The 18408-nt window shown below is 49.7% G+C and carries 12 protein-coding genes; 2 read left to right on the top strand and 10 right to left on the bottom strand.

Going from position 1 to position 18408, the window contains the following annotated elements; all coding sequences use genetic code 11:
* Positions 1-76: 76 nt before the first annotated feature.
* Positions 77-472: an energy transducer TonB gene (locus tag H6585_03750; protein MCB9447443.1), complete on the top strand. Its 396-nt coding sequence runs from the start codon at positions 77-79 to the stop codon at positions 470-472.
* 6 nt (positions 473-478) lie between these two features.
* Here H6585_03750 and pyrF read toward each other — a convergent pair whose 3' ends face one another.
* The 8 genes from pyrF to secDF form a co-directional block, all read right to left on the bottom strand.
* The gene (gene pyrF, locus H6585_03745) at positions 479-1297 is read right to left on the bottom strand and encodes an orotidine-5'-phosphate decarboxylase (protein MCB9447442.1); all 819 of its coding nucleotides are present in this window, start codon (positions 1295-1297) and stop codon (positions 479-481) included.
* A 3-nt stretch (positions 1298-1300) separates the two neighbouring features.
* Complete coding sequence (prfA, locus tag H6585_03740) at positions 1301-2377, bottom strand: peptide chain release factor 1 (GenBank protein ID MCB9447441.1); 1077 nt, start codon at positions 2375-2377, stop codon at positions 1301-1303.
* 5 nt (positions 2378-2382) lie between these two features.
* Entirely contained in the window at positions 2383-3558 is a 1176-nt protein-coding gene (locus H6585_03735; protein MCB9447440.1) for a phosphoribosylformylglycinamidine cyclo-ligase, read from the bottom strand.
* 136 nt (positions 3559-3694) lie between these two features.
* Positions 3695-5668, bottom strand: a complete 1974-nt coding sequence (locus H6585_03730) for an OmpA family protein (GenBank protein MCB9447439.1) — start codon at positions 5666-5668, stop codon at positions 3695-3697.
* A gap of 166 nt (positions 5669-5834) precedes the next feature.
* Positions 5835-8033: a glutamine synthetase III gene (locus H6585_03725; GenBank protein ID MCB9447438.1), complete on the bottom strand. Its 2199-nt coding sequence runs from the start codon at positions 8031-8033 to the stop codon at positions 5835-5837.
* A gap of 182 nt (positions 8034-8215) precedes the next feature.
* Positions 8216-9160, bottom strand: a complete 945-nt coding sequence (locus tag H6585_03720; protein MCB9447437.1) for a calcium/sodium antiporter — start codon at positions 9158-9160, stop codon at positions 8216-8218.
* Between the two features lie 13 nt (positions 9161-9173).
* On the bottom strand, positions 9174-9392 hold the full coding sequence (gene tatA / locus H6585_03715; GenBank protein MCB9447436.1) for a twin-arginine translocase TatA/TatE family subunit: 219 nt from the start codon (positions 9390-9392) through the stop codon (positions 9174-9176).
* 16 nt (positions 9393-9408) lie between these two features.
* Positions 9409-12465 (bottom strand): protein translocase subunit SecDF, encoded by a 3057-nt coding sequence (secDF, locus tag H6585_03710; GenBank protein MCB9447435.1) that lies wholly within the window; start codon positions 12463-12465, stop codon positions 9409-9411.
* A gap of 258 nt (positions 12466-12723) precedes the next feature.
* On the opposite strand from secDF, the gene H6585_03705 reads away from it, so the two are divergent.
* Positions 12724-15177, top strand: coding sequence for a T9SS type A sorting domain-containing protein (locus tag H6585_03705; GenBank protein ID MCB9447434.1), 2454 nt, complete (start codon positions 12724-12726; stop codon positions 15175-15177).
* Between the two features lie 73 nt (positions 15178-15250).
* On the opposite strand, the gene mdh is transcribed toward H6585_03705, so the two are convergent.
* Together mdh and gyrB are read right to left on the bottom strand one after the other, a co-directional pair.
* Entirely contained in the window at positions 15251-16186 is a 936-nt protein-coding gene (gene mdh, locus H6585_03700; protein MCB9447433.1) for a malate dehydrogenase, read from the bottom strand.
* Positions 16187-16330: 144 nt separating this feature from the next.
* Positions 16331-18271 carry a DNA topoisomerase (ATP-hydrolyzing) subunit B gene (gyrB, locus tag H6585_03695; GenBank protein MCB9447432.1) on the bottom strand — a complete coding sequence of 647 codons (1941 nt, stop codon included), beginning with the start codon at positions 18269-18271 and terminating at the stop codon, positions 16331-16333.
* Positions 18272-18408 lie beyond the last annotated feature (137 nt).

Below are 18408 nucleotides of genomic sequence, written 5' to 3'. Positions count from 1 at the left end.
CGTATCTTTAGGGCAAGATCTGACATTACATTTTCTCATGATAACACTTTCTATCCTTTCGAGAGGTAAAACGCACATGGCAAAAAGTCTTTTGTCTGTGTTGTTGCTTATACTTCCGGTTATGATGGTGTATGCACAAACGGAAGACAGTTCTGCGGAAGTCAAGGTGAAGATCGACAAGATGCCGAAATTTGAAGGTGGTCAAAGCGGTTTGTCAGAATATCTGGCCAATACCATTCAATTACCTGAAGCGGGTGCTCCCGGTTCAGGGGGGGGAACCGTGGTTACGAAGTTTGTGATCGATGAAAAAGGCAAGGTAGGCCAAGTCACGATCGTACAAGGTGTAAATGAGTTTTACGACAAGGAAGCCAAAAGGGTAATTAGCCAAATGCCGAGATGGACACCGGCAATGAAAGACGGTAAGCCGGTATTGATGGAATTTACGCTCCCGATCAGCTTTCCCCCGTCCTAATTGGGTTTAGCCGGCATGTACTTCCAACAGCTTACCCATTTCCTGTTGAAGGGCATGTGCCTCACGGCGGGCCGCTTCGGCAAAATCCGCACCACTGCTTGCATATATGATGCCGCGTGAACTGTTCACGAGCAAACCCACATCCCGGTTCATACCGTACCTGACTACATCCTCAAGGCTTCCGCCCTGTGCACCCACACCGGGCACAAGCAGGAAATGATCCGGAACAATGGCCCTGATCTTTTTCAGGTCCCTGGCCTGGGTAGCGCCCACTACATACATGAGATTTTCGTCTGTACCCCACTGCATGGATTCAGTCAGTACTTTTTCAAAAAGTGTATCGCCGGATTTGAGTTGCAGTTGCTGGAAATCATGGGCACCGGGATTGGAAGTCAATGCCAGCAATACCGTCCACTTCCCTGCATGGTTCAGAAACGGCGAAACGCTGTCGTGCCCCATGTAAGGCGCTACGGTAACGGCATCAAAGGAATAGGTTTCAAAGAAAGTCCGCGCGTAGAGGTCGGCCGTATTGCCTATATCACCGCGCTTGGCATCGGCGATCTTGAAGATTCCTTCCGGAATGTATTCAATGGTACGGGCAAGGCTTTCCCATCCCGAGGGGCCCATGGCCTCATAAAATGCGATGTTGGGTTTGTATGCCACACAGACATCGGCGGTGGCATCGATGATGGCTTTGTTGAAGGCAAACACCGGATCTTTTTCTCCCTGAACGGATGCCGGCAATTTGTGCAGATCGGTATCCAGTCCGACGCAAAGAAAAGACGCCTTGCTGCGGATGCTGGTGATGAGTTCGCTTCTATTCATACCTTACGCGTTCACGGTTCCTTCCTTGAGGCGCTCCGCATTTTCGGCCACCTGAAGGGCATCAATGATCTCACCTATATCTCCGTCAAGAATGGCACTCAGGTTATACATGGTAAGGCCGATGCGATGGTCGGTTACCCGTCCCTGCGGGTAGTTATAAGTTCGGATTTTGGCAGAACGATCGCCGGTTGCCACCATGGTCTTCCGTTTCTTGGAGGTTTCCTCCATGCGCTTCTGCAACTCGATTTCGTAGATACGTGATCGAAGCACCGAAAGCGCCTTCTCATAGTTCTTGATCTGTGATTTTTCATCCTGGCAGGATGCAACGATCCCTGTTGGAATGTGCGTCAGGCGGATGGCCGAGTAGGTGGTGTTCACCGACTGACCTCCGGGTCCTGAGGAACAGAACGTATCTTTCCGGATGTCGGAGTCCTTCAACTGGATGTCGATTTCCTCGGCCTCCGGCAGAACCACAACCGAAGCGGCGGACGTGTGTACACGACCCTGCGTCTCTGTCTGCGGTACACGCTGCACACGGTGCACACCCGACTCATACTTCATGACGCCATATGCCCCTTGCCCGATCACGTTGAATACAATTTCCTTGAATCCACCTGCGGTACCTGGCGTGGTTTCCACGGTTTCAAGCTTCCAGTTGCGGCTTTCCACAAAGCGACTGTACAGGCGGAACAGGTCACCGGCAAAAATGCTGGCTTCATCACCGCCGGTTCCGGCACGAATTTCTACGATGGCATTGCGGTCGTCTTCCGGGTCTTTGGGGAGAAGAAGGAGTTTGATCTCTTCTTCCAGTACATCCTTCTTTTCCGATAGGGTATCGATCTCCGCCTTGGCCATTTCGCGAAATTCCTCGTCCTTCTCGGTCTCCAGCATCTTTTTGGAAGAAGCCAGGTTCTCCACCACTTCCTTATAAACTTTATAAACAGCTACGATCTCTTCCAAGTCTTTGTATTCCTTGGCCAGTTTAACGTACAACTTCTGATCCGAGATCACCTTCGGATCGGTGATCTGCACCCCAACGTCTTCCCAACGTTTCTTGATCGCTTCGAGCTTATCGAGCATAGCAATTAGTGATAAAGGTAATTTCCGTGCGGGCCTTCTATGGCGACTTCCGCCCTATCTGCTGCTTCCACCCTTCCTATTACGGTCGCCTCAATACCGAATTCTTTTGCAATGCGAATCACTTCAGACGCCGCATCTTCATGGTCCATATAAAGTTCGAGCCGGTGCCCCATATTGAACACTTTATACATTTCCTCCCATGGTGTTTCGGATGTTTCCTGAATCAATCTGAACAGTGGTGGAATGGGCAGCAAGTTGTTTTTAACCACCCGCGATTTGTCCGGCAGGAACTTCAGCACTTTGGTTTGTCCACCACCTGAGCAATGAATCATACCCCTTATGTGTGGCCGCACCGATTGGAGCACCCTATGAATCACAGGCGCATAGGTACGTGTAGGAGAGAGAACAAGTTTTCCCACGTGCAAACCTGTTTCAGGTTCGATGTCCGTCAAACGGTGAGAACCGGAATACAGCACCTCATCGGGCATCAGGGGGTCGAAGCTTTCGGGATAGGTATGCTTGTAAAATTTATCCAGTACATCATGCCGGGCGGATGTAAGCCCGTTGCTTCCCATCCCGCCGTTGTATTCGGTCTCATAGGTTGCCTGTCCATAGGATGCCAGTCCGACCACCACCTGTCCTGGCCGGATATCGTTCACAATTACATCCGATCGCTTCATGCGAACGAATGCAGTGAAGCCTACGTCAAGGGTGCGGACAATGTCACCGACATCTGCGGTTTCACCACCTGCCAGGTGTACATCCACGCCTAGCTTTTGAAGATCGTTTGCCAGTTCGGCAGCGCCTTCGATCAGTTTTTTGACCACGTCTCCGGGAATAAGGTTCCGGTTGCGGCCGATGGTTGAGGAGAATACAATTCCGCTGGTGGCACCGATACAGATCAGGTCGTCAAGGTTCATCACCAGGGCATCCTGCACAATGTTCTTCCATACGGACGCATCACCTGTTTCTTTCCAGTAAAGGTAAGCCAGGGCTGTTTTGGTGCCGGCCGTATCGGCGTGCATGACGTTGCAATAGGCATCATCATTACCTGCATAGTCAGGAAGCACCTTACAAAAAGCATAAGGGTATAGTCCTTTATCCAGCCCGGCAATGGCATTGTGCACATCATGCTTGTCGGCGGAGACACCCCGCAGGTCATATTTCAGGTTTTCACTCATTTCTATTCAATTCCATTTGCAAAAATAGGTGCTTTTTTGAAGCGACCGCCGGTAAATACGCACAACATGTGAGTCTGGTCCGGATAAAAAAAAAGCATCCCGTATGTGCGGGATGCTTCTTTGTATCGATTATTTGCTAGTTGGCTCCGCCACTTGGTGCTTTGCCATCATTGGAAGCTTTGGGAACGTAGTTATCACGAATCACCGAGAACACCGTACGACGGTTCTTTTGGTGAGCGGCTTCTTTCTCCTCTTCCGTAGACAATTTGGCAATATCCGCATCGGTCACCAGCAGGCGGCTTTCTCCGTAGCCCACGGGAACCATGCGATCGGATGGTATACCTTTGGAAACGAGGTAGTCCACACATGACTGGGCACGTTTCTGAGAGAGTGTTTTGTTGTATTTATCGCTACCCCTGGAATCTGTATGTGCCGACAGTTCAATCACGATGGTGGGGTTGTTGACCAGTACCTTGTAAAGGAAATCCAGTGAATCTTTGGACTCTGGACGCAGTTCGTATTTATCCAAATCGTACAGCACATCTGGGAAACGGATTTCCTTGGTTGCGGTACTTTGAAGATAGAAATCATGAACGAGGTCAGCGGATTCCGTCAGTCCCATGGTGGTTTCCGTACCATTGTCGTTCAGAAACTTTTGTTTGCTTGCTGTCAGATCATATGTCATGTTCTGTTTGATCTGGGTGAAGTAGTGACCTACCGTATCGGTTTCCAGTGTAATGGATTCTCCGTTGCCACCGTCAATGGTAATTTTCGTGCTGGGGAGATAGCCTTTTGATTCCACGTCATAAGCCACACCTTGCAATGTGAACACGAGTGGCGGCAACCAGAACATGTAGATATCATCACCACCTTTGCCATTGGCGCGATTGGAGGTAAAGTAACCTCTTTCGGCATTCTTCTCAACAATGATGGCGAAATCATCCCCGGCGCTGTTGATCGGGTACTTCATGTTTTCGGGTTTCTTCCAGTCGTCGCCGTCGGGTTTGGCGAAAAAGATATCGAGTCCGCCCATCCCCGGTTGACCATCTGATGCGAAGTACAGGGTACCGTCGCTGTGAATGAACGGATACATTTCGTTGCCGGGTGTGTTGATGGTTGGCCCCAGGTTCTTTGGTTCCGACCATGTACGGCTTTTCTTGGTATAGGTGGCCATCCAGATGTCTTTTCCGCCCTGGCCGCCGGCCATATCGGAAGCAAAGTAAATGATGGATTCGTCATCCGTCAGTGATGGGTGGCCTACCTGCACCGTATCATTTCCAAAGGGAAGTGGTTCTATATCGGACCAGCCTGTACCCTTTTTCTTTGCCGAGCAAAGCTTACAAACTGTGCTTCCTGTTTTTTGCACATCACACCGCGTGAACACCATGGAGGAACCACGGTCATCCAAGAATGAGCTTCCGTCATTGGCCGGTCCGTTTACCTCTCCGGCAATGGGTGTTGGTTGGCTCCATTTGCCGTTTTTATCTCTTTTGGTCTCGTAAATATCGCTGAAGCTTTGGCCTACCCACTCATCGATACCTTTTCCGAGTGAACTTGGGCGGGTGCTGGTAAAATACAACAGGGAATAATCTTTCTTGGCATACGAAGGTGAAAAATCGTGGTATTCCGAATTGATCAGCGCCATGTTCTCCACCTTGTAGCGGGTGGGATCATCCTTCCATTTCTGGGCGTTGGTGCATGCCTCCACTCCTTCTTTTCCGCGGATGTCATCCGGTTCCAGTGCTTTGTATGCATTGTATTCCACGATGGCCTCGTCGTACTTTTCATTCGCCTTCTTCATGTCGGCATAGTACAGCTGAGCAACGTGATCTTTGTATTTAGCTTTCAATGCCTTGTCGTACCAAACCTCCGCCTGACGGGTATCATTGGACATGCGGTAACACTCGGCGGTTTTGAACAGGATCTCAGCTTTCTGCGCTGGCTTTTTGGCTTTGGTGTATGCCTTCTTATAGAGGTCGATGGCCTCGAAATACTTCATGGCGTCGTAAGCATCGTTGGCTTCCTTCATGAAGTTCATTTGAGCCGAAGCGGAAAGACTTACGATGAACAATAGAATAAACGCGCAAAGAATGCGGGATAATCGTGTCATAGAGGTATGTTTAATTAGGGGCACAGTACGTTATCGCCATTTAACGATGTGGCTAAAATAACTAAATATTTCAAAATTACGCAAAGATAAATTTAGACTTGAAAAGGGCATTGAAGCAAAGAGGCCCTACCGGAAAAGGAAGGGCCTCTTTGCAACCAGGAGCTGATCATCTGGCAAACAGCAATTCCCTGTATTTGGGAAGCGGCCACATTTCATCATCCACCATTAACTCCAGTTTATCTACTTCATAACGAATGACATCAAAGTACTTCCTTACGTTGTCACAGTAGGCAATTGCTTTTGCTCTCGCATCCGTCAGCTTATTGGCTTTCTTTCTCGCCTCAACCATATCATCCACCGCCTTCTGAATCACGGCGATATGTGTGGACATGGTTTGAATGGCGGACAAGGGAAAAGCTGCGGCCTTTTCATAGTCCGGCTTAGCAAGCACTTCTTTCAATCCGCGTACATTCTCCAGAAGAATGTTTTGGTAACGGATAGCCACAGGAATGATGTGGTTGGTGGCAAGATCACCCATGACGCGCGATTCGATCTGGATCTTCTTTGTGTATGTCTCCAGCTGGATTTCGTGGCGGGCGTGAAGCTCTCTTTCACTGTAGATATCGTTCGCCTCAAAGAACCGCGAAGCTTCTTTTGTAACCATTGCATCCAGGGCTTCCGGGGTGGTCTTAATGTTAGCCAGCCCACGCTTGGCAGCCTCTTTCACCCACTCATCGCTGTATCCGTTTCCTTCAAAACGTATATCTTTGGAGTCGATAATGTATTGACGCAGGACTTTAAAGATGGCTTCGTCCTTCTTAAGACCCTTATCAATCAATTGATCTACTTCATTTTTAAAGTCACGCAGTTGTTGCGCCATGATGGCATTCAAAACCGTCATTGCAGATGCACAATTGGCTGATGAACCAACCGCCCTGAGTTCAAACTTGTTGCCTGTAAATGCAAATGGCGAAGTTCGGTTTCGGTCGGTGTTGTCCAGCAGGATATCGGGAATCTTACCAATGTTCAGCTTCAATTCTGTTTTCACATCGGAAGACATCTTGCCTTTTCCAACTTTCTCCACCACTTCATCCAGGATGGCCGTCAGCTGAGAACCGATAAATGCGGAAATGATGGCCGGGGGCGCTTCATTTGCACCCAAACGGTGGTCGTTTCCAGCAGAAGCGATAGACGCGCGAAGCAGGCCTGCATGTGTGTGAACCGCCTTCAATGTATTCACAAAAAAGGTCAGGAATTGCAGGTTTGTCTTCGGCGTGGAACCAGGACTCAACAGGTTCTTGCCAGTGTTGGTTGCCAACGACCAGTTGTTGTGTTTACCGGATCCGTTCACACCTGCATATGGCTTCTCGTGCAACAACACGCGGAAGTTGTGCCTGCGAGCCACTTTTTCCATCACATCCATAAGCAATTGGTTGTGATCTACAGCCAGGTTGCACTCTTCAAATACGGGGGCACATTCAAATTGATTCGGGGCCACTTCATTATGCCGGGTTTTTACCGGAATACCCAACATCAATGATTCTTTTTCAAAGTCGCGCATGAATGCCGCCACCCGATCTGGGATGGATCCGAAGTAATGATCTTCCAGCTGTTGGTCTTTTGCAGACGCATGTCCGAACAGTGTTCTGCCGGTCAGTGCCAGATCAGGACGCGCATTGAACAGAGAAGAATCCACCAGGAAATATTCCTGTTCCCAACCCAGGGTTGCTGTTACTTTGGTAACATTCTTATCAAAATACTGACAAACATCCGTTGCCGCCTTGTCCACCTGATGCAAGGCTTTGAGAAGTGGCGTTTTGTAATCCAGCGCTTCACCGGTATAGGATACAAAAATGGTAGGTATACAGAGGGTCTTACCTATAATAAAGGCCGGAGATGTCGGATCCCATGCAGTATATCCGCGTGCTTCAAAAGTATTACGCAAACCACCGCTCGGGAAGCTGGAAGCATCAGGCTCCTGCTGCACCAGTTGGTTTCCACCGAACGATTCAAATGCACGTCCTTCGGGTGTCGGTTCAAAGAAGGCATCATGCTTTTCAGCGGTGGTACCCGTCAACGGTTGAAACCAGTGAGTATAGTGAGTTGCACCCCGCTCGATGGACCATGCTTTCATAGAAGACGCCACCTGGTCTGCGATCTTGCGACTCAACCTCTCCCCTTTCTGTACCGCATTCATAACACTTTCAAAGGCATCGTCCGGCAGGTATTCGCGCATGGCGTCCATACCAAACACTTTTGAACCAAAGTAGCTGGAAACCGACTCCTTCGAACCATTGGTCGCCTCGGGCAACCTTTGCAACAGGCTTTCCAGGGCCTCGAATCTTAAACTGGTTAGTGATGACATCTTGAATTGTTTTTATAGGTGTATGCTTATTTAATGACACAAAGGTATCACTTGAAAGGGGTACTTGTCAACATTTTTACAAATATTTTACAAACACCCCTCAATTTTTACACACTATATCGAAAAAAAGTTACTTTTTCAGACACACCCCCTGCAAAAACAACATGATTCCGCAAAAAAAGTTAAAACAAGTGCAGGATATAGATCAGGTATGTAATCAGCAAAAGGAATCCGGACAGGCGGTTCACCCGGAAGCGATATGCCATCAAGGGCAGGATCAACAGGGCGATGCCCATCATCCAATATACATCTACGGAGCGAATGGTCTCCGTTACGGCAATGTCTGAAAAGAGCGAAGTGCAACCCAAAATACCCAGGAGGTTAAAAATGTTCGAACCAATCAGGTTGCCTACGGTAATATCCGTTTCCTTTTTCAGTGAGGCGATGATGGAAGTAACGAGTTCGGGAACGCTGGTACCGAATGCTACGATCGTGACCGCAACCACGTACTCTGAAATTCCCCATTTAATAGCAAGACTTGAAGCACCTTTGATCAACCAATCCGCGCCGAACGCCAATCCAACACATCCTGCAATCACCCACAGCAGGCTTTGCCAGACGGGCTTAGTCGACCGTTGAACAACCCCCTCTTCATCCACTCCCGCGTCACCCTGCTCACCCTCACGTCTCGACTTAATCACAAGCCACGTCATAAAGGTCACCAGGATCACCAGAAACACACTTCCTTCCGAAAGCGAAATATGTCCGTCTGAAGCAAACCACCAGAAAAGCAGGGACGCAATCATCATCATGGGCCAGTCGATCCTGACCGATATGCGGTTCACAGCTACCGGGGCAACCAACGCTGTTATTCCCAGAATAAGGCTGATGTTGGCCACATTCGACCCCACTACGTTACCAATAGCAATATCCGGGTGGCCACCCAATGCAGCTTGCACGCTTACCAGAAGTTCAGGAGCTGAAGTGCCAAATGAAACAACCGTCATTCCAACCACCAGGGTTGAAATGCGCATTCTCAGGGCCAGGGCAACTGCTCCTCTCACGAGAAACTCCCCTGAAACCACCAGTGCGATCAAGCCGCCCAGTAAATAGAGGTAATCATTCATAGCCCGAAGAAGGCTATTCCTTAATGTGCTTGGTCAGGTCTGTGCTGTCTTTCAAATCCTTGGCGCTGTCCTGGATCTCCTTTTGCACGGCATTGGCCGCATTTTTGAATTCCCGCATGCCTTTGCCCAGCCCCCGGGCCAGTTCCGGAATTCGCTTGGACCCAAAGAACAACAGGACCACCAGAATGATCAGCACCAACTCACCGCCGCCAAGATCAAAAAATAGCAGCATTTGCTGTTCGTATTGATTATTTCTTGTCTTCCTGACTGCCTTTCTTCGCGAGGTCAATCACAACCGGTGTGGCGATGCAAATGGATGAGTAGGTACCAACAACCACACCCACCAGCAATGCGAACGAGAAACCCCGGATCACCTCACCACCCAAAAGGAAGATAGCCAACAACACAAGGAACACAGTCATGGAAGTATTGAATGTTCGACTCAGGGTGCTGTTCAACGCATTGTTGATCACCACACCCATTTCACTTCGTTTGTGTTCTGCAAGGTACTCACGAATGCGGTCAAACACAACCACGGTGTCGTTGATGGAATAACCGATTACGGTAAGTATCGCAGCAATGAATGCCTGGTTAATCTCCATGGAGAAGGGCACGATGCCATCAAGGAGAGAGAAACAGGAAACCACCAACGCCACATCATGGAACAGGGCGAGCAAGGCACCCAGCCCGAACTGCCATTTTTTGAAACGGATCAGGATATACACAAAGATCACGAAAAGGGAAAACACAATGGCCCACACCGCATTCTGTTTGATGTCATCTGCAATGGTAGGGCCTACGGTTTGTGAACCCATGACTTCCCAGCCATCTGGCCGAACAGTGGAGATTCCTTCCTTCAGTTTATCTTCCACCTGTTGTTCCACATCCGAACCTTCCTGGTCGATCATGTATTTGGTGGTGATACTCACCTGGTTGGATTCACCGAAAGTCTTCACCTCAGGAACTTCTCCGCCGAACGGCACTTTCAGCGCCTCCTGAATCTGGGTGGTGCTGACATCCTTATCGAATCGCACCACATAGTTTCTGCCACCAACGAAATCAATTCCGTAGTTCAGGCCTTTGGTCACCAGCGAGCCGATTCCCAGCAGGATCAACGTTCCGGAGACTGCATAGTAGATCTTTCTTTTCTCAACAAACTTGTAAGCTACATTCTTCAGCAGATTCTCCGTTGCTTTTGTGGAGAAACGCACTCCCTTATCCTTGTCCATCATCCAGATAAACACAAGACGGGTAATAAAGATACCTGCGAACAGGGAAGTCAGGATACCGATGATAAGCGTGGTAGCAAAACCCTGGATGGGGCCGGTTCCAAACACGTACAGAACGATACCTGTCAACATCGTGGTTACGTTGGCATCCACAATGGATGAGTAGGCCGCCATATAACCGTCTTTCAATGCCAGACGTACGCCCTTGCCCTTATGCAGTTCCTCACGGATGCGCTCATAGATAAGCACGTTGGCATCCACAGCCATACCAATGGTGAGTACGATACCCGCAACACCAGGCAGGGTGAGCACCGCTCCGAGTGAAGCAAGCACGCCCAAAATAAAGAAGATGTTTGCCATCAGCGCCACGTTGGCCACCATACCGGCATTGGAATAGTAGAATACCATGTATACCAACACAAGGATCAGGGCGATGGCGAACGAGATGAAACCGCTTCGGATCGCCTCGTCTCCCAGGGATGGTCCTACAACCGCTTCCTGCACGATACGTGCCGGAGCCGGAAGTTTACCTGCTTTCAGTACGTTGGCCAAATCCTCCGCTTCCTTGATATCGAAGTCGCCGGTGATGGTTGAAATACCATTCGGAATCTCACCCTGAACGGTGGGAGCTGAATACACATATCCATCCAACACAACAGCAACAGCACGCTTGGGTGTTTGAGAAGAAGCTTCTTTGGTAATCTTTTTCCAGGAATTGGCACCCTGCGGATTCATAACCATCACCACCTCAGCGTTTGCGCGGTTCTGACCGAATTCCTGCCGGGCATCAATCACCACATCACCTGCCAGGATGGGTTTACCGTCACGGTTGGTAACCTTGAGTGCGTACAAATGAAGGAACCTACCCTCATCATCAAAAGCCTTCACACCCCAGCGAAGCATCATATCCCTCGGCATGAGGTTGCGAATCTCCGGCATATTGAGGTATTCATTGATTTTACCAGTGTCTTTGATAGCCGCATATCCGGCCATCGGACCACTTCTGAGGCGATTATCACTATCCAGAAGCGGATGCAGTACTGCGAACAACGGATTATCCTTCGACCATTCTTCAAAAGATTTGTTCTGAGCGCTGGCGGATGTGTCAGAGCCGGTAGAATCGCCGGTACCCAGCAGGGCATTCAAAGCATCGTTGATGGAGTCTTCTTTGGAAGTAGCAGTTTCCTGAGCGGTTTGATCGATGGTCACTTTGGATGAATCCGCAACAACCGTTGAATCCGGTGATGTCAACGCACCCAATGCATCTTCCTTATCGGCACCTTCTTTTCCCTCACCGCTTACATTCATTTGTGCCAGGCGGCTGTTCACCTTCTCCAGCACCGGATACGTTTCACCTGCCTCGTAGGTCTCCCAGAATTCCAGCTGGGCGGTTTGCTGAAGAATACCCCTTACACGTTCAGGATCTTTCACACCCGGCAGTTCTACCAGGATGCGGCCGGAGTTACCCAGCTTCTGGATATTGGGTTGAGTAACGCCAAACTTGTCAATACGTGTGCGGAGAATATTGAAGGTACGATCAATGGCCGAATTGGCTTCTGCGCGGATCACCGTCAACACTTCTTCGTCGGTTGACTCGAAGTTGATTTTATCCTTCAATTCCAGCGTAGAGAAAATCGTCTTCAGCTGTGCATTGGCATCCAGCTTCTTGAATTCCTGCCCGAACAGGGTCACGAAATCCAGGTTGGAATGCTTCTGTGCTTCCTGGGCATTCTGCAGCGCTTGAAGAAAGGTAGGGTTCTGGCTGTTGTTGGCCATGCTGCGGATCAGGTCCACTGTTGAAACTTCCAACGTTACATTCATTCCCCCTTTCAGGTCAAGCCCGAGGTTGATCTCGTTGCTCTGTACTTCCTGGTATGTATAGTTCTTGATGCCCAGGTTATATACAGGCTTGGTCTTGATGGAGTCGAGATAATCATTCTCCTTTTTAAGGTCGCCATTGGCATATGCCTTGGCATCTTCACGCACTTGATATCCGATCCAGGTGAACGAAATCTGAAAGAGACAAACCAACGCGAAAACAACAGTGAATATCTGTATCGCAGTCTTATTTTGCATAGTGAGAAAAATTTACAGGCGGCAAAGATAGAATATCATACCTTAATAACCAATTGGGTTCTGCGATTCCGTAAAGCTTAACAAGTCGACAGGATTCTGTTCAGATTCATGTCCTACTTTTTAAGCTCTTCAGGCTTTTCTGCACGCCGACCGAAATCCGCTTGTACCCAACCGTTCACCCAACCACACAAACCTCCCGCGTGAACAAAGCAACACAACGTAGGTTTTTACTGTATATTTGTTAGAGAAGCATTTGTCATGAAAAACCTATTTGCACCCATCCTTTTTCTGTTCTGTGTCGCCGCCTTCCAGGGGCAGGCACAAACATTAACATATGACCGCGACACGACAACCGTGGTCAAGGAAGGAGGCAAACCGTTCAGGTTCCCCTGGGCGGGCGGACTGAACTTCGTGCAGGTATCCAGCATTGATATGAACCTGGACGGAAAGAAAGACCTGTTCGTATTCGATCGCACCGGGAACAAAATCTTCCCATTTATTTTCCAGGGAGGAACCGACACCATCAACTACAAGTACATGCCCGAATATGCGAAGTTCTTCCCCGACCTGCACGATTGGGTGTTGCTGGTCGATTATGACAATGATGGCAAGGAAGACATCTTCGGATATTCCAACAGTGGCTTTGCTGTATACAAGAACATTTCATCCGGTGTACTGGATTTTCAACTGATCGATCCACTGGTGCATACCCAAACCACAAACTTCCCCAACCTGTATGTCAGTCCGGCCGACATCCCCGCCATTGCCGATATCGACAACGACGGCGACGTGGATGTGCTCACTTTCGAGCAGAACGGCCAAACCGTGGAATTCCACAAGAACCTTTCGATGGAAACTTTCGGCCACGCCGATAGTCTTAAGTTCAAACGGCAACCCGACTGCTGGGGCTATTTCAGTGAAAACATCAGCAACAACAAAGTGACCATGAACATTTCCTGCCCGTACAAAAAAGCGGCACCCGACGAAACCGATCGCACAGATCATTCCATACATTCCGGTTCAACGGTACTGGCACTGGATATGGATGGTGACAACGACAAGGACCTGATCCTGGGTGATATCTCATTTCCTAATCTGGTACAACTCACCAACGGAGGTACGGTAAGTTCAGCGCTGGTAACGGCGCAAGACACCAGCTTCCCATCGTACGACGTACCTACTGACATGGATATTTTCCCTGCCTCATTCTACCAGGATATAAATCACGACGGCAAACGCGACCTGATCGTTAGCGCCAATTCCCAAAACACCTCGGAAAACTTCAAAAGCGTATGGTATTACAAGAACACGAATACCGACAATGCACCCATCTTCGTCAAACAAACAGAATCTTTGCTACAGGAAGACATGATTGATCTGGGACAAGGCGCCAATCCAGCCTTTTTTGATTACAATGCAGACGGACTCCTCGACATGATTGTTGGCAACTACGGATATTACGAAGGAGGCGGAAACTATAAATCCAAACTGGCCCTGTTCAAAAATGTGGGCACGGTAAATCAACCTTCTTTTGCCTTGATAGATCGGGATTACCTGGGACTTTCCTCACTGGGGTTGTACAACATCTATCCGACTTTCGGCGACATGGATGGGGATGGGGACAAGGACATGATGATCGGTGATTACAATGGTGTGATACACTATTACGAAAACAGCGCCGGGCCGGGCAACCCTGCCAGTTTCAGTTTGAAACAGGCCAACTACCAATCCATCGACTGCGGCAGTTTCTCCGCACCCCAGATCGTGGATGTGGACAACGACAACATTCCCGACCTGCTGATGGGTGAACGTAACGGAAACCTGAACCTCTTCCCTAACCTGGGCACCATCAACACCCCCATGTTTAACCTGGATATAGATGCAGTAACATGGCAAAGCGGAAACACCGTGCGGTACACAATCCTGGGCACCACCAACCTCAGCAAACTCTGGCCCGGCGACAAACTAACGGTAACCGGCTGCACCAGCTTCACCAACAATGGCACATTCGAAATTACCGCAGTGAATGCCGGCAGCAGGTACATTGAAGTGTACAATGCCATCCGCGATGACCCTTCCTACGATGAGCCTTCCGGTTCCGTAGCAATAGGGATCGGGTTTGATGAAAATTTCGGAGATGTGGATGTCCGGCAGTTTGGATACTACACCGGTTACAGCACGCCCTTTCTGTACAAAGACAGCGGCAAGTTAAAACTGCTGTTGGGTTCGGAAAGCGGGTACATTTATCATTACGGAAACATCGATGGCAACCTCAGCGGTACCTTCACCGAATCAGATACCACTTACATGAACATCTGGGAAGGAGAACGCACAACCATTGCCGGCGCCGACCTGAACAACGACAACATCATAGACCTGGTGATAGGCAACTACGGAGGCGGCCTGGCACTCTTCTGGGGTAAACTGATCACCGGCATTGAACCCGAACCTGTCAAAGGTGAATCATCCGCTGCCTTTGTGGTATTCCCCAACCCGGCCAAAGATCAGATCCGGATCCAATGGAACACCCCGTGGAGCCAGGGTGCAGTCCCTTACACCATTACCGACATGACGGGAAAACTTTTGAGAAGCGGCACACTGGTCTCAGCCCAGCAAACCATCCCGACAGACAACCTGGCCCAGGGCGTTTACCAGCTCAATCTTCGTATGGAAGACGCGCAACGTTACAGCCGCTTCGTGATCGGGCAATAGAACACCGGTCACCCATCTGCACAAAAAAAGGCGCTTCAATTTGAAGCGCCTTTGCTATTATCTTAAAAACAGATCAGGCAGTCTGCATACCATCCAGCACACCCATCACTTCACGAACCGCTACCGCTGATTGCTCAAGCAGTGCACGTTCATCATCGTTCAGTTGGATTTCGATCACCTCTTCAATGCCATTCTTGCCAAGTTTTACAGGAACGCCGAGGTAGATGTCTTTCATGCCATATTCGCCCTGCAACCATGCGCAGCAAGGGAAGATTCTTTTCTGATCGCGAACGATGGCTTCCACCATCTGGGCAGCTGCCGCACCGGGTGCGTACCATGCGCTTGTTCCCATCAGGTTCACCAGTTCGCCGCCGCCTTTCTTGGTGCGATCTACAATGGCATCGAGTTTGTCCTTATCAATCATCTCGGTTACGGGAATGCCACTCACGGTCGTATAGCGCGGAAGCGGAACCATGGTGTCTCCGTGACCACCCAACAACAGAGCCTGAATATCTTTCGGAGACACATCCAAAGCTTCGGCAAGGAAAGCGCGATAGCGAGCGGTATCCAGGATACCGGCCATACCGAATACCCGGCGGGAATCCACTTTGGCAGTGAGGTAAGCACAATAGCACATCACATCCAGCGGGTTGGAAACCACGATGATGATGGCATTCGGGGAGTGCTTCATTACATTTTCAGTAACCGTTTTCACGATACCCGCATTGGTAGCGATGAGGTCATCGCGGCTCATTCCCGGTTTACGGGGAAGACCTGAAGTAATCACCACCACGTCCGATCCGGCTGTGCGCGCATAATCGTTGGTGACACCGATGGTACGGGAATCGTACAAATTAATGGGAGCCGTCTGCCAGATATCCAGGGCCTTCCCTTCTGCGAGTCCCTCCTTGATATCCACGATAACAACTTCGTTGGCCAACTCTTTATGTGCAACTACATTCGCACAAGTGGCGCCAACGTTGCCAGCTCCGATAACACTGACTTTCATGATAAGTAAAGATTATGGTTAGCAATTGATATCCTTCAAAACCCTTCAAAGATAACAAATTTGACATCCGCCATCCTTTTCCGGGGTTGAATCTGTTTTCACGCAGCCGGCATTTGAGCAACCGAATCTGTGTCGAACGATCCGTTACGCGTCGATCTTGGCGTACTTGGCATTCTTCTCGATGAACTCACGGCGCGGTGGCACATCATCTCCCATCAGCATGGAAAAGATCCTATCTGCCTCAGCCGCACTTTCAATGGTCACCTGCCGCAGGGTACGCGTTTCCGGGTTCATTGTTGTAGACCAAAGCTGCTCGGCATTCATTTCTCCGAGACCCTTGTACCGTTGAACGTTCACACTGCTTTCCTTGCCTTCCTTGGCAAATTCCTTGATGGCCACATCACGATCGGCATCATTCCAGCAATACCTTTCATCCCTGCCTTTTTTCACCAGGTAAAGCGGAGGCGTTGCAATGTAGATGTTGCCGGTCTCCACCAACTCCTTCATATAACGGAAGAAGAAGGTAAGAATCAGGGTGGTGATATGGCTGCCATCCACGTCGGCATCCGTCATGATCACGATCTTGTGGTAACGAAGCTTTTCGGTATTCAGGGCGCGTTCATCTTCTTCCGTTCCCTGTGTAACTCCCAGTGCCGTGTAGATGTTTTTGATTTCCTCGTTTTCGTAGATCCTGTGTCCCATGGCCTTCTCCACGTTCAGGATCTTACCCCTCAAGGGTAGGATGGCCTGGTACCTGCGGTCACGACCTTGCTTGGCCGTACCACCTGCCGAGTCTCCCTCAACCAGGAATATTTCACATTGGTGCGGATCTGTTTCACTGCAATCCGATAACTTACCCGGGAGACCTGTGCCGGTGAGCACGCTTTTGCGTTGCACCATTTCACGGGCCTTGCGAGCGGCATGACGGGCCTGTGCAGCCAGGATCACTTTCTGAACAATGGTTTTGGCTTCCTTCGGATGTTCTTCCAGGTAATTGGTGAGCATTTCACCCACAGCCACATCCACAGCACCGGTCACCTCATTGTTTCCCAGCTTGGTTTTGGTTTGTCCTTCGAACTGGGGCTCCGCCACCTTCACTGAGATAACGGCGGTGAGTCCTTCACGGAAATCATCTCCGCTGATCTCGAATTTCAGCTTGGCCAGCATGCCTGATTTCTCTGCATATCCCTTGAGGGTGCGGGTGAGCGCACGACGGAAACCCGCCAGGTGTGTACCGCCCTCATGTGTATTGATGTTGTTGACGTACGAATGGACGTTCTCGGAGAATGTGCTGTTGTAGAGCATGGCAACTTCCACGGGGGTTCCGTTTTTTTCGCCTTCCATGTAAATGGGCTCGGGGATCAGCTTTTCCCGTGTGGCATCCAGAAACTCTACGAATTCCCGGAGACCACCTTCGGAGAAGAACTCATCTTTGCGTTGCTCTCCCTGTTCATTCGGGCGCAGATCCGTCAGGGTCAGATGAATGCCTTTGTTCAGAAAGGCCAGTTCCCTGAGGCGCGCCGATAAAGTATCATATTGATATTCGGTCGTGGTGAAAATCGATGCATCGGGAAGGAACGTGGTACGGGTGCCCGTACGATCGGTGGTACCCACTTCCTTCACAGGATAGAGCGGCTTTCCCTTTTCGTATTCCTGCTGGAAGACCTTGCCTTTGCGATGCACTTCCACGGTTACATGTGTAGAAAGGGCGTTCACACAGGAAACACCCACACCGTGCAAACCGCCCGACACCTTATAAGTGTCCTTATCGAACTTACCTCCTGCGTGGAGGACCGTCATCACCACTTCCAGCGCCGATTTCTTCTCCTTCTCGTGCATCTCGGTGGGAATACCTCGACCGTCATCGTTCACGGTGATCGACTGATCCGGGTTGATGAATACCTCAATGTTCCGGCAATACCCCGCCAGCGCTTCATCAATCGAATTATCCACCACCTCATATACCAGATGATGCAAGCCCTTCGAAGACACATCACCGATGTACATCGCCGGACGCTTACGCACGGCCTCAAGGCCTTCCAACACCTGTATACTGGAAGCTGAATAATCTTTTTCCTGCGCCATTTTCGTTTCCATTTCTTCTAAGTATAATACGAACACTCACCCGCGGCCATACCTGCGCTGACAATCCATTCTGAACGCTAAGGATTTTACCGGATTCCGAAAGTCATTTCCCGTTGCTTTTTTGACGCGAAAAATCT

It is taken from the genome of Flavobacteriales bacterium (assembly GCA_020635855.1).
Taxonomy (GTDB): domain Bacteria; phylum Bacteroidota; class Bacteroidia; order JACJYZ01; family JACJYZ01; genus JACJYZ01.
This window is presented reverse-complemented; position numbering and strand designations above follow the sequence as displayed.

What these genes read in the sequence shown, in the direction of transcription:
- H6585_03725 (MCB9447438.1), bottom strand. Translation starts at nt 8,033, where the DNA reads ATGTCATCACTAACCAGTTTAAGATTCGAGGCCCTGGAAAGCCTGTTG.
- gyrB (MCB9447432.1), bottom strand. Translation starts at nt 18,271, where the DNA reads ATGGCGCAGGAAAAAGATTATTCAGCTTCCAGTATACAGGTGTTGGAA.
- H6585_03705 (MCB9447434.1), top strand. Translation starts at nt 12,724, where the DNA reads ATGAAAAACCTATTTGCACCCATCCTTTTTCTGTTCTGTGTCGCCGCC.
- H6585_03730 (MCB9447439.1), bottom strand. Translation starts at nt 5,668, where the DNA reads ATGACACGATTATCCCGCATTCTTTGCGCGTTTATTCTATTGTTCATC.
- H6585_03720 (MCB9447437.1), bottom strand. Translation starts at nt 9,160, where the DNA reads ATGAATGATTACCTCTATTTACTGGGCGGCTTGATCGCACTGGTGGTT.
- H6585_03750 (MCB9447443.1), top strand. Translation starts at nt 77, where the DNA reads ATGGCAAAAAGTCTTTTGTCTGTGTTGTTGCTTATACTTCCGGTTATG.
- pyrF (MCB9447442.1), bottom strand. Translation starts at nt 1,297, where the DNA reads ATGAATAGAAGCGAACTCATCACCAGCATCCGCAGCAAGGCGTCTTTT.
- H6585_03735 (MCB9447440.1), bottom strand. Translation starts at nt 3,558, where the DNA reads ATGAGTGAAAACCTGAAATATGACCTGCGGGGTGTCTCCGCCGACAAG.
- tatA (MCB9447436.1), bottom strand. Translation starts at nt 9,392, where the DNA reads ATGCTGCTATTTTTTGATCTTGGCGGCGGTGAGTTGGTGCTGATCATT.
- prfA (MCB9447441.1), bottom strand. Translation starts at nt 2,377, where the DNA reads ATGCTCGATAAGCTCGAAGCGATCAAGAAACGTTGGGAAGACGTTGGG.
- mdh (MCB9447433.1), bottom strand. Translation starts at nt 16,186, where the DNA reads ATGAAAGTCAGTGTTATCGGAGCTGGCAACGTTGGCGCCACTTGTGCG.
- secDF (MCB9447435.1), bottom strand. Translation starts at nt 12,465, where the DNA reads ATGCAAAATAAGACTGCGATACAGATATTCACTGTTGTTTTCGCGTTG.